The sequence below is a fragment of the Curtobacterium sp. MCBA15_012 genome, from assembly GCF_001864935.2.
Taxonomy (GTDB): Bacteria; Actinomycetota; Actinomycetes; order Actinomycetales; family Microbacteriaceae; genus Curtobacterium.
In genome coordinates, this window is sequence record NZ_CP126267.1 from 517,375 (window position 1) to 532,018 (window position 14,644).

General features: G+C 71.8%; 17 protein-coding genes. 14 read left to right on the forward strand and 3 right to left on the reverse strand.

Annotated features, from left to right (window positions below; genetic code table 11):
- Positions 1 to 12 precede the first annotated feature (12 nt).
- A complete protein-coding gene (locus QOL15_RS02470; protein WP_071249074.1) occupies positions 13 to 465 on the reverse strand; it encodes a PTS glucose transporter subunit IIA in 453 nt (150 codons plus the stop codon).
- Complete coding sequence (locus QOL15_RS02475) at positions 462 to 698, reverse strand: PTS transporter subunit EIIB (RefSeq protein ID WP_065962481.1); 237 nt, start codon at positions 696 to 698, stop codon at positions 462 to 464. Before QOL15_RS02475 ends, QOL15_RS02470 begins: the two co-directional genes overlap by 4 nt.
- A 174-nt stretch (positions 699 to 872) precedes the next feature.
- On the opposite strand from QOL15_RS02475, the gene QOL15_RS02480 reads away from it, so the two are divergent.
- The 12 genes from QOL15_RS02480 to QOL15_RS02535 all read left to right on the forward strand — a co-directional run bounded on the left by QOL15_RS02480 (position 873) and on the right by QOL15_RS02535 (position 11,542).
- Positions 873 to 2,138 carry a PTS transporter subunit EIIC gene (locus tag QOL15_RS02480; protein ID WP_065962484.1) on the forward strand — a complete coding sequence of 422 codons (1,266 nt, stop codon included), beginning with the start codon at positions 873 to 875 and terminating at the stop codon, positions 2,136 to 2,138.
- Between the two features lie 179 nt (positions 2,139 to 2,317).
- A complete protein-coding gene (locus QOL15_RS02485; protein WP_071249072.1) occupies positions 2,318 to 3,223 on the forward strand; it encodes a metal ABC transporter solute-binding protein, Zn/Mn family in 906 nt (301 codons plus the stop codon).
- A complete protein-coding gene (locus QOL15_RS02490) occupies positions 3,220 to 4,107 on the forward strand; it encodes a metal ABC transporter ATP-binding protein (protein ID WP_171898775.1) in 888 nt (295 codons plus the stop codon). Before QOL15_RS02485 ends, QOL15_RS02490 begins: the two co-directional genes overlap by 4 nt.
- Entirely contained in the window at positions 4,107 to 5,027 is a 921-nt protein-coding gene (locus QOL15_RS02495) for a metal ABC transporter permease (RefSeq protein WP_071249070.1), read from the forward strand. Before QOL15_RS02490 ends, QOL15_RS02495 begins: the two co-directional genes overlap by 1 nt.
- Entirely contained in the window at positions 5,024 to 5,437 is a 414-nt protein-coding gene (locus QOL15_RS02500) for a Fur family transcriptional regulator (protein ID WP_083230239.1), read from the forward strand. Before QOL15_RS02495 ends, QOL15_RS02500 begins: the two co-directional genes overlap by 4 nt.
- A gap of 10 nt (positions 5,438 to 5,447) precedes the next feature.
- Positions 5,448 to 6,143: an alpha/beta fold hydrolase gene (locus tag QOL15_RS02505; RefSeq protein WP_071249068.1), complete on the forward strand. Its 696-nt coding sequence runs from the start codon at positions 5,448 to 5,450 to the stop codon at positions 6,141 to 6,143.
- A gap of 592 nt (positions 6,144 to 6,735) precedes the next feature.
- Positions 6,736 to 6,972, forward strand: a complete 237-nt coding sequence (gene rpmB / locus QOL15_RS02510; protein ID WP_022903747.1) for a 50S ribosomal protein L28 — start codon at positions 6,736 to 6,738, stop codon at positions 6,970 to 6,972.
- Positions 6,972 to 7,142 (forward strand): 50S ribosomal protein L33, encoded by a 171-nt coding sequence (gene rpmG, locus QOL15_RS02515; RefSeq protein WP_022908193.1) that lies wholly within the window; start codon positions 6,972 to 6,974, stop codon positions 7,140 to 7,142. Before rpmB ends, rpmG begins: the two co-directional genes overlap by 1 nt.
- A 2-nt stretch (positions 7,143 to 7,144) precedes the next feature.
- On the forward strand, positions 7,145 to 7,450 hold the full coding sequence (gene rpsN / locus QOL15_RS02520; protein WP_065962491.1) for a 30S ribosomal protein S14: 306 nt from the start codon (positions 7,145 to 7,147) through the stop codon (positions 7,448 to 7,450).
- 324 nt (positions 7,451 to 7,774) lie between these two features.
- Entirely contained in the window at positions 7,775 to 8,062 is a 288-nt protein-coding gene (locus tag QOL15_RS02525; RefSeq protein WP_058727660.1) for an HU family DNA-binding protein, read from the forward strand.
- A 226-nt stretch (positions 8,063 to 8,288) separates the two neighbouring features.
- Positions 8,289 to 10,238 carry a cytochrome c oxidase assembly protein gene (locus tag QOL15_RS02530; RefSeq protein ID WP_071249066.1) on the forward strand — a complete coding sequence of 650 codons (1,950 nt, stop codon included), beginning with the start codon at positions 8,289 to 8,291 and terminating at the stop codon, positions 10,236 to 10,238.
- Positions 10,235 to 11,542 (forward strand): ATP-dependent RecD-like DNA helicase, encoded by a 1,308-nt coding sequence (locus QOL15_RS02535; protein WP_071249064.1) that lies wholly within the window; start codon positions 10,235 to 10,237, stop codon positions 11,540 to 11,542. The genes QOL15_RS02530 and QOL15_RS02535 overlap by 4 nt, the downstream gene beginning before the upstream one ends.
- Before the next feature lie 83 nt (positions 11,543 to 11,625).
- On the opposite strand, the gene QOL15_RS02540 is transcribed toward QOL15_RS02535, so the two are convergent.
- A complete protein-coding gene (locus tag QOL15_RS02540) occupies positions 11,626 to 12,084 on the reverse strand; it encodes a DUF4383 domain-containing protein (RefSeq protein ID WP_175473063.1) in 459 nt (152 codons plus the stop codon).
- Between the two features lie 238 nt (positions 12,085 to 12,322).
- Between QOL15_RS02540 and QOL15_RS02545 the strand changes: the two genes are divergently transcribed.
- Positions 12,323 to 13,219 (forward strand): phosphatase PAP2 family protein, encoded by an 897-nt coding sequence (locus QOL15_RS02545; RefSeq protein ID WP_071249060.1) that lies wholly within the window; start codon positions 12,323 to 12,325, stop codon positions 13,217 to 13,219.
- A gap of 259 nt (positions 13,220 to 13,478) precedes the next feature.
- Positions 13,479 to 14,618, forward strand: a complete 1,140-nt coding sequence (locus tag QOL15_RS02550) for an LLM class flavin-dependent oxidoreductase (RefSeq protein WP_071249057.1) — start codon at positions 13,479 to 13,481, stop codon at positions 14,616 to 14,618.
- The last annotated feature ends 26 nt before the right edge of the window (positions 14,619 to 14,644 follow it).

Consider the following 14,644-nt stretch of genomic DNA (forward strand, 5'->3'; position numbering starts at 1 on the left):
GCGCCGCCCGGTTCAGACCGTGTAGAGCGTGGCGCCCTCGTCGACCGTGGTGCCGACCGTGCCCTGGTCGACCGAGTCCGGCGCGCTGCCGAGCACCACGACGGGGCACACCGGCGAGTACCCGGCGGCCGTGATCGCCGTCGGGGTGAAGCGCACGACCGGGTCGCCGGCGCGGACGGTGTCGCCCTCGGCCGCGAGCAGCTCGAAGCCCTCGCCCCGGAGCTTCACGGTGTCGATGCCGACGTGCACCAGGACGTCGGTCCCGGCCGAGCCCTGCAGCGCGAACGCGTGCGGGTGGAGCTTGACGATCGTGCCGTCCACCGGGGCCACCGCCGTGACCGGTCCGTCGACGCCGGTCGGGTCCACGGCGACGCCGGCCCCGACGAGCTGTCCGGCGAAGACCGGGTCCGGCACGTCGGCCAGCGCGACGACCGGACCCGCGAACGGGGTCCGGACCGCCGTCACAGCTCGTCCTGGATGTCCTGCGCGAGGTTGTCCGCGACCGGGCCGACGATGACCTGCCAGCCGGTGCCGCCGCCGACGACGGCCTGCGCGCCCGCTGCCTGCAGGGCGGCCTTGTCGACGAGGTCGCCGTCCTCGACCTCGACGCGGAGGCGCGTGATGCAGCCCTCGACCTCGTCGATGTTGTCGGCGCCACCCAGTGCGGCGATGATGTCGGCTGCCTTGATCTCGGCCATCGTTTCCTCCTCGTTACGGCTTCGTGGAACGGGTTGACACCCACTCGGTTCGGGATCAGACTACGGAACTGGTCATGACCGGACAGGACCGGAGCGGCGTCACGCCGAGCGTACCGGTGTGGTCTGACCCGCTCAACTCCCCGACAGCTCCACCCGACGACGAGAGGAACGCCGATGAGCACTGCTGCTGCCACGGACGTGCCGGAGAAGAAGACCCCGAAGAAGCAGTCCAAGCTCTTCGCCAACGCACAGCGGCTCGGCCGCAGCCTGCTCCTCCCGATCGCGGTGATGCCGGCCGCCGGCATCCTGCTCCGACTCGGGCAGAGCGACATGCTCGGTGCGATCCCCGGGTTCGCCCAGGGCGCCTCGATCATCGCGGCCGCCGGCAACGGCGTCTTCACCTGGCTGCCGCTGCTGTTCGCGGTGGGCATCGCGATCGGCTGGGCGAAGAAGTCCGACGGCACGACGGCGCTCGCCGCGGTCGTCGGCTACATGGTCATGTACCAGGTGTTCGCGGCCATGTCGCCGATCGTCCTCGCGGGTGTGAAGGACGCGAACGGCGCCCAGGCGACGATCAACTTCGGTGTCCTCGGCGGCATCGTGATGGGCCTCGTCTCGGCCGGGCTCTGGACGCGGTTCCACCGCACGAAGATGCCCGACTTCCTCGGCTTCTTCTCGGGCCGCCGCCTCGTGCCGATCCTCGCGGCCGTGGCCGGCCTCGTCATCGCCGTGCTGATGTCCTTCGTCTACCGCTACTTCGACATCGCGCTGACCGCAGCCGGTCAGGCCGTCGCCGACAACGCCGTGCTCGGTGGCGGGGTGTTCGGGTTCGTCAACCGCATGCTCATCCCGATCGGGCTGCACCAGCTGCTCAACTTCTTCCCGTGGTTCCAGCTCGGCAGCTTCACGAGCGGCGGGGTGACCTACCACGGCGACATCGCGCGCTTCCTCGCCGGCGACCCGACCGCGGGCATCTTCCAGACCGGGTTCTTCCCGATCATGATGTTCGCGCTGCCCGCCGGTGCGCTCGCGATCTGGCGGAACGCGAAGATCCAGAACCGCAAGCTCGTCGGCGGCATCATGATCTCGGCCGCGCTCACCTCGTTCGTGACCGGCATCACCGAGCCGCTCGAGTACTCGTTCATGTTCGTCGCGTTCCCGCTCTACGTCATCCACGCGTTCCTCACGGGGACGTCGCTCGCCCTCGTGAACGCGCTCGGCATCCGCGACGGGTTCTCGTTCTCGGCCGGCGCGATCGACTACGTCCTGAACTTCGGCAAGGCCGAGGGGGCGATCTGGCTCATCCCGATCGGCCTGGCGTACGCGGTCGTCTACTACTTCCTGTTCTCGTTCGTGATCAAGAAGTGGAACCTCCGCACCCCCGGGCGCGAGGAGGACACGATCGCCGAGAACACGATCGACGCGGCCACCAAGGCCTGATCGCCCACGCGACCGCAGGGCGGACGGGAGGCGCGGTGCCGGCTGGCACCGCGCCTCCCGTCCGTCCGTGGGGACCGACCGACGCAGGCCGACCCGCATCGGCTCCACCCGCCTCCCTGAGTGCACCTGCATGAGAGCGGTTTTGACAATCGTTATCAGGAAGCCGTAGCGTCGACGTCATGACCAGTCGCCTCCTCGCCCTGCCGCTCATCGCCGGCGCCGCCGCCCTCGCGTTGACGGGATGCGCGACGTCCTCAGCGTCCGGGAACGCGAGCGACGACGGGACCGTCCGCGTCGTGGCATCGACCAACGTGTACGGCTCGATCGTGCAGTCCGTCGGCGGGAAGGACGTCGAGGTGACGAGCATCCTCAGCGACCCGTCCCAGGACCCGCACTCGTTCGAGTCGAGCGCGAAGACCCAGCTCGCGGTGTCGAAGGCCGACCTGCTCGTCGAGAACGGCGGCGGCTACGACGACTTCATGACGACGCTCGCGAAGGCCTCGGGCACGAAGGCTGCGACCATCGACGTCGCCGAGCTGTCCGGCCTCGACCACGGCGGCGAGTTCAACGAGCACGTCTTCTACGACTACCCGACCATGGTGAAGCTCGTGGCCGAGGTGCAGCAGCGCCTGACGAAGCTCGACTCCGCGCAGGCCGACACCTTCGAGACGAACGCGAAGGCGCTCACGGCCAAGCTCGACGACCTCGAGTCGCAGACCGCCGCCGCGAAGGCCAAGGTCGACGGCGAGAAGGTGGCGTACACCGAGCCCGTGCCCGGCTACCTGTTCGACGCCATGGGCCTCGACAACGTGACGCCCGAGAAGTTCTCCGAGGCGATCGAGGAGGGCGACGACGTGCCGCCGGCCGCGCTCAACGAGACCCTGCAGCTGTTCCGCGACAAGACCGTGCGGATGCTCGCGTACAACGAGCAGACCTCCAGCCCGGAGACCGAGCAGGTGAAGCAGGCCGCCGACCAGGCCGGCATCCCGGTGGTCGGTGTCACGGAGACGCTCCCGAAGGGGGAGGATTACGTCTCGTGGCAGCAGGCGAACATCGACGCGATCCAGGCGGCGCTCACGAAGTGACCACCGTCCAGGCTCCCTCGCGGACCGCTGCGGCCGACGGCCGCGGCGGTCCCGCCGTGCTCGCGCTCCGCGACGCCGCGCTGTCGTACGGATCGCGCGCGCTCTGGTCGCACCTCGACCTCGACGTCGCGCCGGGGGAGTTCGTCGCCGTGCTCGGGCCGAACGGCGCCGGCAAGACCTCGCTCCTGCGCACCGTGCTCGGCCAGCAGCGGCTGACCAGCGGCACGATGTCGTTCCTCGGCCAGCCCGTCCGTCGCGGGCACCGGCGCATCGGCTACATCCCGCAGCAGCGGCTGATGGAGTCCGGCACGCCGCTCCGGGCGCGGGACATGATCGCGCAGGGCGTCACCGGTTCACGGTGGGGCGTGCTCCCCGCCTCCCGGGCGGAGCGCGCCCGGATCGACCGGATCCTCGACGAGGTCGGCGCGACGGCGTTCGCGGACGCCCCCGTCGCCGAGCTGTCCGGCGGCGAGCAGCAGCGCACCCGCGTGGGACAGGCCATCGCCGCCGACCCCGCACTGCTCCTGTGCGACGAGCCCCTCATCTCGCTCGACCTGCGGCACCAGCGCGGCGTCACCGAGCTCATCGACCGGCAGCGGCGGCAGCAGGGCGCCTCGGTGCTCTTCGTCACGCACGACGTGAACCCGATCCTCGACGTCGTCGACCGGGTGCTCTACATCGCGGGCGGCCGGTTCCGCATCGGCACCCCCGACGAGGTCCTGCGCGCCGAGGTCCTCAGCGACCTCTACGGCACCCCCGTCGACGTCGTCCGCACGATGGGCCGCATCGTCATCGTCGGCGGCAACGAGGCCCACGACCAGGTCGGCGGCCACCACTGCGACCCCGACCCGCACGCACCGACACCGGACGAAGGGCGGATCTGATGGACGTGCTTTCGACCGTCTTCTCGTTCCAGGACTACGGCGAGCTCCTCGTGCTCGTGCAGAACTCGATCTGGGCCGGCGCCGTGCTCGGCATCGTCGGCGGGCTCATCGGGCCGTTCGTCGTCGCGCGGAACATGCCGTTCGCGGTGCACGGCATCTCCGAGCTGTCGTTCGCCGGGGCCAGCGCCGCGCTGCTGTTCGGCGCGAACGTCGTCACCGGCTCGCTGGTCGGCTCGGTCGTGGCGGCGCTGCTCATCGGACTGCTCGGTTCCCGCGCCCGCGACCGGAACTCGATCATCGCCGTGCTCATGCCGTTCGGCCTGGGCCTCGGGATCCTGTGCCTCGCGCTCTACCGGGGACGCGCGGCGAACAAGTTCGGGCTGCTCACCGGGCAGATCGTCTCGGTGGACAACCCGCAGCTGACCTCGCTCGTCGTGGTCTCGGCGATCGTCGTGGTGACGCTGCTGGTGATCTGGCGCCCGCTCATGTTCTCGTCGGTGGACCCGGACGTCGCCGCGGCGGCCGGGGTGCCGGTGCGCACGCTCGCGCTCGTGTTCATGCTCGTCCTCGGGCTCGCGACCGCGGTGTCGGTGCAGATCGTCGGCGCGCTCCTCGTGCTCTCGCTGCTCGTGACGCCGGCCGCCGCCGCACTCCGGCTGACGTCACACCCGGTCGTCGTGCCGGTGCTGTCGACGGTCTTCGCCGTGGTGTCGGTCGTCGGTGGCATCCTGCTCGCGATCGGCGGCGGGCTGCCGATCAGCCCGTACGTGACGACGATCTCGTTCCTCATCTGGGTGGTCTGCCGGATCGTCGGGACGCGACGGGACCGGCGTGGACGCGACCGCGTGGCGGGCCGCGAGCAGGACGGCGGGGGCGAGCCGCGCCTCCAGGCCGACGACAGGGAAGGGGTGGCAGCGTGAACGCCGTGCAGAAGCCGAAGCGGAACACCTGGCAGCGTGAGGCGGTGCGCACCGCGCTCTCGAGCACCGAGGGGTTCGTCAGCGCGCAGGCGCTCCACCAGCACCTGCGGGACGACGGGTCGACGATCGGACTGGCGACCGTGTACCGGGCGCTGTCGGACCTGGCGACCGAGGGCGACGCCGACTCCCTGCAGCAGGACGGCGAGTCGCTGTACCGCGCGTGCACGACCGACGCGCACCACCACCACCTGATCTGCCGGAACTGCGGCCGGACGGTCGAGATCGAGGCCGACCCCGTCGAGCGGTGGGCGCAGGACGTCGCCGCGGCGAACGGGTTCACGAACGCCAGCCACGTCGTCGACATCTTCGGCGAGTGCGCGGTGTGCACGGCGGCACGGACCGCCGAGTAACCTCCCCGCCATGCACGTCATCCTGGTGCCCGGGTTCTGGCTCGACGCGAGCGCGTGGGACGAGGTGGTCCCGGTGCTCCGTGCGGCCGGGCACTCCGTCCAGGCGGTCACCCGCGTCGGGGACACGCTCGACGAGCAGGTCGCCGGGATCGTCGCGGTGCTCGACGACGTCGCCACGCCGGACGAGCCGGTCGTGCTCGCCGGGCACTCCGGCGCCGGCCCGATGGTGCTCATGGCCGCCGACCAGCGGCCCGCGCTCGTGGCGCGCCTGCTGTACGTCGACACCTTCCCGGGACCGGACGGGGCGAGCATCAACGACGAACTGCCCGCGGTGGACGGGGTCGTCCCGCTGCCGTCCTGGGACGTGTGGGAGCCGGCGACCGTGCGCGGGATGACGCCGGAGCTCCGGCAGGCGTTCGAACGTCGGGCGGTCCCGGAGCCGCCCGCGGTCACGACCGACCCGTTCCACTACGCCGACCCCGCCCGGCACCGGATCCCCGCGACCGTGGTGTCGTGCGAGGTGCCGGCCGCCGACCTCGCCGCGATGGTGGCTGAGCACCACGCCTGGACGACCGAGCTCGTCGCGGTGGAGGACCTGACGATCCTCGGGCTCGAGACCGGGCACTGGCCGATGTTCACCGCGCCGGAGCAGCTCGGTGCGCTCGTGGTGCAGGCGTTGGCGCCGGAGCCGACCGCGGCGCCGTAGGGCCCGGCGCAGCGGCGCGGGCCGCGGCGCGGGCCGCGTCCGCCGCGAGCGAGCGAGCGGGCGGGTGGCGCGGCGCGGGCGCTCGGCGGTGCTGGCCGCGTCCGCGCGAGCGGGCAGGACATGCCGCGGCCGTTCGCCGTGCGGGCGGAAGCCGTCGTCGCGAGCCGTCGAGCGGGCCGGAACCGGCGCACTCGGCGAGCCGTCGAGCGGGCCGGAACCGGCCCACTCGGCGGGCCGTCGAGCGGGCCGGAACCGGCGCACTCGGCGAGCCGGCGCCTGCGTGGCGGACGCGCACCGCGCCTCCAGGCCGGACCGACGCACGGCCCGGGCTTGCGACACGCGCGGCCGTCCCGTAACGTTGTCCCCTGGTCCGCCGCGTCCGCGTGGCAGACCCAGTTGTTCCAAGCCCTCCGACCGTCGCGTACGCCGCGGTCGCGCGGCGCTCTCGGCCCTTCGACAGGGTCCGCGGGCCTGGGCGGTGCGCACAACCCCCTCGCTGGCAGCCCGGTCACGGACCGGTCGACAGCGCGTGCGTACCAGGCAAGTGACCTTGGGAGCGGCCGTCCGGTCGCTCGGTACTCAGGAGGAAACCATGGCAGCAGTGTGCCAGGTGACCGGAGCCACCCCCGGCTTCGGACACAACATCTCGCACTCGCACCGCCGGACGAAGCGCCGCTTCGACCCGAACGTGCAGAAGAAGACGTACTACGTGCCCTCGCTTCGTCGTAACGTCACGCTCACGCTCAGCGCAAAGGGCATCAAGGTCATCGACGCACGCGGCATCGAGTCCGTCGTCAAGGACCTCCTCGCCCGTGGGGAGAAGATCTGATGGCCAAGAAGGGTCAGGACGTTCGTCCGATCATCAAGCTCCGCTCGACGGCGGGGACCGGGTTCACCTACGTGACCAAGAAGAACCGTCGCAACAACCCGGACCGTCTCGTGCTCAAGAAGTACGACCCGGTGATCCGCAAGCACGTCGACTTCCGTGAGGAGCGCTAAGCATGGCGAAGAAGAGCAAGATCGCGAAGAACAACCAGCGCGCCGAGGTCATCGCGCGCTACGCCGAGCGTCGTCTCGAGCTGAAGAAGGCCCTCGTGGACCCGAACGGCTCCGACGAGTCCCGTGAGGCAGCCCGCGTCGGCCTGCAGAAGCTGCCCCGCGACGCGTCGCCGGTCCGCTACCGCAACCGTGACGCCATCGACGGTCGCCCCCGTGGCCACCTCGGTGAGTACGGCATCAGCCGTGTCCGCTTCCGCGACATGGCCCACCGTGGCGAGCTCCCCGGCATCACGAAGAGCTCCTGGTAAGCAGCACTCCGCGCGACGCCCCGTCACCCCTCCCGGGTGGCGGGGCGTCCGTCGTTCCCGGGCCCGGACGGTCCCGTCGTGGTCGCTGAGGGCGCCGGAGGGCCGTCACGGCCGTCACATCGGTCACTCAGGCCCCTCCAGACCCGCGACAACCCCGGAAATCCGGGCGAGTCGGTCCTCCACGGGCAGTCCGGCTGGTAGGTTCACTGACGGTTCCGCCGGACGTCCGCGCCCGCCGGAGCCCCACGTCCAGGGCACCCGCCCGGGACGGGCGGGCGTCCCGGACGTCCCACCGACACTGCAAGAAGTCCGAGGAGGACACCCATGGCTGACAAGTCACTGAACCGCACCGAGCTCGTCGCTGCCGTCGCGCAGGAGTCCGGCCAGAGCCAGGCCACCGTCAACGGCGTCGTCGACGCGCTGTTCAGCGTCGTCTCGTCGTCGGTCGCCGACGGCACCAAGGTGACGATCCCGGGCTGGATCGCCTTCGAGAAGACCCACCGCGCCGCGCGCACCGGCCGCAACCCGCAGACGGGTGACGCCATCGAGATCGCCGCGAGCGACTCGGTCAAGGTCAGCGCCGGCTCGAAGCTCAAGGCCGCCGTCAAGTAAGACCGCTGCACCACCGGAAGGGACGGCCTCGGCCGTCCCTTCCGTCGTTCCCGGGTGCGGCCCAGCGGGTCCGTCGGCGCATCCTCGGGTCGCGCGCGCGTGCGCGGGCGTGCGCACCCGCGCCCGGCACGGGGTCGCCCCCGCACCGGACGGGAGGCGCGGGTCGCCGTCCACAGGTCCGGCCCGCGGTTGGGTGGTCGCTCCGGGCAGCGCCTAGGCTTGCCGGGTGGATCGGATCGCACGCATCGCCGGCCCCGCCGTGCTGTTGCTCGTCGGGTTCGTGTCGCTCCTCGTCGCCCTCGTGGCCGGCGGGGGAGCGGACCGCGCGCTGATCGCGGACCCCGGCGCCCTCGTACGCTTCGGACTCCCCGTCGCGCGCCTCGTCGTGGACCTGTCCGCCGCCGCGACCATCGGGGGCCTGGCACTCACGACGGTCGGGCTCTCCCGCACGCATCCGGAGTGGGACCGCGCCATCGACGTGACCGCCGGAGCGGCCGGCGTCTGGACGGTCGCCGCCGCGGTCACCACCTTCTTCACGTTCCTCAGCGTCGCCGGCTCCCGGGTGAGCCTCGACGACCAGTTCGGCCAGTCGATGGGGGTGTTCCTCACCGGGACCGACCTCGGGACCGCCTGGCTCGTGACGGTCCTCGTCGCCGCCGCGGTCACCGTCCTGTGCTTCGCCGTGCGCGGCCGCGGCATGGTCGCGCTCACGGCGGGCGTGGCGCTGATCGGCCTCGTCCCGCTCGCACAGCAGGGGCACGCGGCGGGCACGGCGAGCCACGACGCCGCGGTCACCGCACTCGGGCTGCACCTCGTCGGGGCCGCGCTCTGGGTCGGCGGTCTCGTGCTGCTGGTGCTGCTGCGCGGCGTCCTGTCCGGTGACCGCCTGCCGCTGGTCGTGGCCCGGTACTCGAGCATCGCGCTCGGGTGCTTCGTCCTGGTCGCGGTCTCCGGCGTCGCCTCGGCGCAGATCCGCGTCGGGGCCTTCTCGAACCTCGCGACGCCCTACGGCGCGCTGGTGCTGGTGAAGACCGCTGCGCTCGTGGTGGTCGGCGTGCTCGGCGCGGTCCAGCGTCGACGCGCGATCAGGGCACTCGACCGCGCGCCCGGTCGTCGCGGTCCGTTCTGGACGCTCGTGCTCGTCGAGCTCGCGGTGATGGGCGTCGCGAGCGGCTTCGCGGTGGCGCTCGGACGGACGGCGACCCCGATCGACCAGGTCGCCCCGAGCAAGACCACGAACCCGGCGCCCGCCGAGCTCCTGACCGACGACCCGCTCCCCGCGGCACCCGGCGCGTGGGGCTGGCTGACCGCCTGGAACGTCGACCTGTTCTGGCTCATGGCGGCCCTGCTGATCGCAGCGGCGTACACGGCCGGAGTCGTCCGGCTGCGTCGCCGCGGGGAGTCCTGGCCCGTCCGCCGCTCGGTGGCCGCCGGCATCGCCCTCGTCACCCTGGTCGTCGCGACCTCGGGCCCCCTGCACACCTACGACCGCTTCCTGGTCTCGGCGAACGTCGGCGCGCACGTCCTGCTCGGCGTCGTCGTCCCGGCGCTGCTCTGGGCGGCTGCACCGGTCGTGCTGGTCCGGCGGGCGGTGCACCCCCGAACGGACGGCAGCACGGGCGTGCGGGAGTGGACGGGGATCCTCGTCGACAACGCGACCGTGCGCTACCTGGTGCAGCCCTTCCCGGCATTCGTCCTGCTCGCCGGGGTCTGGTGGGCCCTGTACGGCACGCAGGTGCTCCGCTGGTCGGTCAGCGACCCGTCCGGGCGCACCCTGGTGGACGTCGCGCTGCTGCTCGTCGGGCTGCTCGCGCTGCCGACCCTCCTGACGCCGGTCGCCGCGGGAGCGCGCACGGCATCGGTCCCCGCGGTCCTGGTCCGGGTGGTCGGCGCGGCGGTCGTCGCGGCGGGCACGGTGTCGCTCGGCATCGCGATGCAGGGCGCCCTCGGCCTGCTGCAGGCGTCGTGGTTCGGCGCGATGGGACGGACCTGGGGGCCGGAGCCGCTCGTCGACCAGGCGCGCGGCGGCGTCGTCCTCGTCGTGGCCGGGGTCCTGCTGCTCGTCGCGGTGGTCGTCGTCGACGTCCTCCGGCTGCGCCACGACCGGTCGGGCACGGTCGACGACGACGGCGCGCACCACCGCGCCGTCGTGCAGCACGAGGGAGACCCCCGGTGAGCGTCGAACTGAGCGACGAACAGCGCGCGGTCTTCGAGTACGTCGAGACCACCCGCGACCACGTGTTCATCACCGGCCGGGCGGGCACCGGCAAGTCCACCCTGCTCAACCACCTGTCGTGGAACACCGAGAAGCAGGTCGTCATCTGCGCGCCGACGGGGGTCGCGGCCCTCAACGTCGGCGGACAGACCATCCACTCGCTCTTCCGGCTGCCGATCGGCCTGATCGCCGACGCCGAGCTCCGCCAGGGGCCCGAGACGCGCAAGCTCCTCAACACCATCGACACGCTCGTCATCGACGAGGTCTCGATGGTGAACGCCGACCTGCTGGACGCGATGGACCGTTCGCTGCGCAAGGCCCGCGGTCGGCAGTTCGAGGCCTTCGGCGGCGTGCAGGTCGTGATGTTCGGCGACCCGTACCAGCTGCCGCCGGTGCCGGGGGACGGTGACGAGCGGGCCTACTTCACCGACCACTACCGGTCGATGTGGTTCTTCGACGCGAAGGTCTGGCTCGAGGCGGAGCTCAACATCATCGAGCTCGCGACCGTGCACCGCCAGCGCGACGACGCCTTCGCCGCCATGCTGACCGCCGTCCGGCACGGGCGGGTCACCGCGGAGATCGCCGGGCAGCTCAACACCGCCGGCGCCCGACCGGCACCCGACGACGCCATCACCCTCGCCACGCGCAACGACACCGTCGCGCGGATCAACAAGGCCGCGCTCGACCGGCTCCCGGGCAAGCTCCGGACGGCGAAGGCCGACGTGAACGGTGACTTCGGCGGCCGGAACTACCCCGCCGACGCCGCGCTCGAGCTCAAGCCCGGCGCGCACGTGATGTTCCTGCGCAACGACCCCGACCAGCGGTGGGTGAACGGCACCCTCGGCGTCGTCACGACCATCCGCGACACGGTCTGGGTCGACGTCGACGGGGAGTCCTTCGAGGTGCAGCCGTCGGTGTGGGAGAAGTTCAAGTACTCGTACGACCCCGACAAGAAGGAACTCAAGAAGGACACCGTCGGGGAGTTCCAGCAGTTCCCGCTCCGCCTGGCCTGGGCGGTGACGATCCACAAGTCGCAGGGGTCGACGTACGACCGTGCCGTGGTCGACCTGGGCAACCGGGTGTTCAGCGCGGGGCAGACCTACGTGGCGCTGTCCCGGTTGACGTCGCTCGAGGGGCTGTACCTCACGCGGCCGCTCCGCCCGCAGGACATCATCGTGGACCTCGACGTGCGGCGCTTCATGTCCGAGGCACCCCGGATCGTGGCCACGCAGCTCGAGGCCGCGAAGCCCGACACCGACGTCTGACCGCCGAGCGGTCGCACCGGTCCCGACACGACGACGCCCCGCCCACCGGAGTGGACGGGGCGTCGTGGCGTTCGGGCGGTGCGTCAGGCCTCGACGGTCCGGGCGGCGCCGCGGATCGCGCGGATGTTCTCCTTGTCGGCACCGAGCGCGGTGAGCAGGAGCACGACGCCGACGATCGCGTGGAACAGGTTGTCCGCGAAGGTCAGGGCGAAGACGTTGGCGGAGGTCTCACCGAGCACGAACCCGTACACGGCCATCACGACGAGCACGATGCCGACGAGCAGGTTGCCGTTGCGGGCACCGATCGTGGTGCCGAGACCCGTGATGAGCAGGACGACGGCGAGCATCACCCAGAGGAGGCTCATCGCCGGGTTCACGCCGAATGCGTTCCAGAGCATCCCGCCGTGGCGGCTGAAGAAGCCCGGGTCGCCGTCGGCTGCCAGGAAGAAGCCGAGGAAGCCCCAGAGCGCGAGCAGGCCGCCCGCGGTCAGGGCGAGGCCGCGGTTCGGCGACGCGACGATGCTCGGTTCCTTGATGGCCACTTCGGTCTCCTCGTCGTACAGGGTGGTCGCGCCGGACCCGCCGGCGGAGGGAGCCGGTGCGTCCGATCGCGGTGCGCGTGCGGTGCGGCCGTCGTGCTCCGAGGGAACTGCTCCCTGGCTCACAGGCGCGGACCGGCGGACCAACGGTATCGTGTCCGACCCCGACCGTCCGAATCGCACCCGAGGAACCAGGCGCACGATGAGGCCGACGACCGCCAACCCGACGAGAACCAGACCGGTGACCCGCACGCCCGAACGCAACGCGCCCGAGTCGCGTGGACCGAGTGTCTCGCGACGGCTGCGGTGGGGGCTGTTGGCGGGTCTCGGGTTCGTCATCGTGCCTCTCGTCTACGCGGCCGCGGTGCTGACGTCGACGGGGCAGCGGGTCGAGGACGCCGCACTGGGCGGTGTCCGGGAGTCCGACCTCTTCGGGTCGGACACTGCGCTCAACGTCATCTCGGTGCCGGTCATCCTGTTGCTGGTGGTCGTGATCGCCGCCGTCGCGTTCGCACGACGACGGCTCGCGGTGGGGCTGGGAGCCGGTGTCGTGGTGCTCGCATCGGCGGCGACGTCGACGCTCGTGAAGCGTATCGCCGAGCGCCCTGAGATCGCCCAGTCGACGACGCCGAACTCCTTCCCGTCGGGGCACGCGACGATCGCCCTGGCCGCGCTGTTCGCCGTCCTGCTCGTCACCCCGCGGCGCTTCCGGGCCGTCGTCACGCTCGTCGGTGCGGCCTACGCGGTGTTCGTCGCGAACCAGACCGTCGTCTACGGGTGGCACCGGGTGAGCGACATCGTGGGGGCGTGCGGCATCGCCCTGTTCTGGCTCGGCGTGGTCCGGCTCGTCGGGCCACGGGTGGACCGCGGTGAGCGGGGCGACCGCGACGGCGACCGCGGACCGCGCCGCATCGTCACCGTCGTGCTGCTCGGCGCGACCGCGGTGACGTTCCTGGTCGGTGTCGTGGCGCTCGTCGTCGGGCTGACCGGCGGCTCCGACGGCCACGACGCGATCCTGGCCGCGGGCCGGATGGCCTCGAGCGCGAGCGTCCTCGCCGTCGTGGCGGTGGTGTGGCTCGCCGACGGCCAGCACCACGTGACGCGCTCGGACGTGAGCGCACCGCCCGCACGGGCCTGACGCGCCCGAGCGCACCGCTCGCACGGGCCTGACGCGCTCGAGCCCACCGCTCGCACGGGCCTGACGCAGTCGAGCCCACCGCCCGAACGGGCCCGACGTGCGCCCGAGCCCACCGCCCGCCCGCTCGGACCCCGCACCAGGCTGGCGGGAATGCCCCGCCCTGCGCTACGTTGTACCCACCAAGTCGATGCAAACGTATCGACCGGCGCCCCTCGCGAGGACGAGCCCGGCGCACCCAGCAAGCCAGGAGGCGAGCACCATGCAGTTCGGGATCTTCACCGTCAGCGACGTCACGACGGACCCCACGACCGGCCGGACGCCGGACGACACCCAGCGCGTCCGCGACATCCTGACGATCGCCGAGCACGCCGACCAGGCCGGCCTCGACGTCTTCGCCACGGGTGAGCACCACAACCCGCCGTTCGTGGCCTCGAGCCCGACGACGATGCTCGGGTACCTCGCCGGCCGGACGAAGCACATCACCCTGTCGACGAGCACGACGCTCATCACCACGAACGACCCGGTGCGCATCGCCGAGGAGTACGCGATGCTCCAGGTCATCTCGGACGGCCGCATGGACCTCATGATGGGCCGCGGCAACACCGGCCCGGTCTACCCGTGGTTCGGTCAGGACATCCGCCAGGGCGTCAACCTGGCGATCGAGAACTACGCGCTGGTCCGCCAGCTCTGGGAGAACGACGTCGTCGACTGGCAGGGGAAGTTCCGCACCCCGCTGCAGGGCTTCACGTCGACCCCGCGTCCGCTCGACGGCGTCCCGCCCTTCGTCTGGCACGGCTCGATCCGCACGCCCGAGATCGCCGAGCAGGCCGCCTACTACGGAGACGGCTTCCTGCACAACAACATCTTCTGGCCCATCCAGCACACCGAACAGATGGTGGGGCTGTACCGGCAGCGCTTCGAGCACTACGGGCACGGCACCGCCGACCAGGCGATCGTCGGGCTCGGCGGGCAGTTCTTCGCGCGGAAGAACTCGCAGGACGCGTGGGACGAGTTCCGCCCGTACTTCGACAACGCCCCGGTCTACGGCCACGGCCCCTCGATGGAGGACTTCACCGCCCAGACCCCGCTCACCGTCGGCTCGCCGCAGCAGGTCATCGACCGGTACGCCGCGATGAAGGACCACGTCGGCCACTACCAGCGCCAGCTGTTCCTGGTCGACCACGCGGGGCTGCCGCTCAAGACGGTGCTCGAGCAGATCGACATCCTGGCCGAGGACATCGTCCCGGAGCTCCGGCGGATCAACGAGGAGGGCCGCCCGGCCCACGTGCCGTCCGACCCGCCGAGCCACGCCCAGCGCGTCGCCGCGGCCCGCGAAGCGGGCACGGCCGGCAGCGACCACGTCGCCGCCGTCGACGAGTTCACGGGCGCGTCCATCTGACCGCTCGCGTGACCGCGTGACCGCGT

What these genes read in the sequence shown, in the direction of transcription:
- QOL15_RS02475 (WP_065962481.1), bottom strand. Translation starts at nt 698, where the DNA reads ATGGCCGAGATCAAGGCAGCCGACATCATCGCCGCACTGGGTGGCGCC.
- rpmB (WP_022903747.1), top strand. Translation starts at nt 6,736, where the DNA reads ATGGCAGCAGTGTGCCAGGTGACCGGAGCCACCCCCGGCTTCGGACAC.
- QOL15_RS02550 (WP_071249057.1), top strand. Translation starts at nt 13,479, where the DNA reads ATGCAGTTCGGGATCTTCACCGTCAGCGACGTCACGACGGACCCCACG.
- QOL15_RS02495 (WP_071249070.1), top strand. Translation starts at nt 4,107, where the DNA reads ATGGACGTGCTTTCGACCGTCTTCTCGTTCCAGGACTACGGCGAGCTC.
- QOL15_RS02525 (WP_058727660.1), top strand. Translation starts at nt 7,775, where the DNA reads ATGGCTGACAAGTCACTGAACCGCACCGAGCTCGTCGCTGCCGTCGCG.
- rpsN (WP_065962491.1), top strand. Translation starts at nt 7,145, where the DNA reads ATGGCGAAGAAGAGCAAGATCGCGAAGAACAACCAGCGCGCCGAGGTC.
- QOL15_RS02480 (WP_065962484.1), top strand. Translation starts at nt 873, where the DNA reads ATGAGCACTGCTGCTGCCACGGACGTGCCGGAGAAGAAGACCCCGAAG.
- QOL15_RS02485 (WP_071249072.1), top strand. Translation starts at nt 2,318, where the DNA reads ATGACCAGTCGCCTCCTCGCCCTGCCGCTCATCGCCGGCGCCGCCGCC.
- QOL15_RS02505 (WP_071249068.1), top strand. Translation starts at nt 5,448, where the DNA reads ATGCACGTCATCCTGGTGCCCGGGTTCTGGCTCGACGCGAGCGCGTGG.
- rpmG (WP_022908193.1), top strand. Translation starts at nt 6,972, where the DNA reads ATGGCCAAGAAGGGTCAGGACGTTCGTCCGATCATCAAGCTCCGCTCG.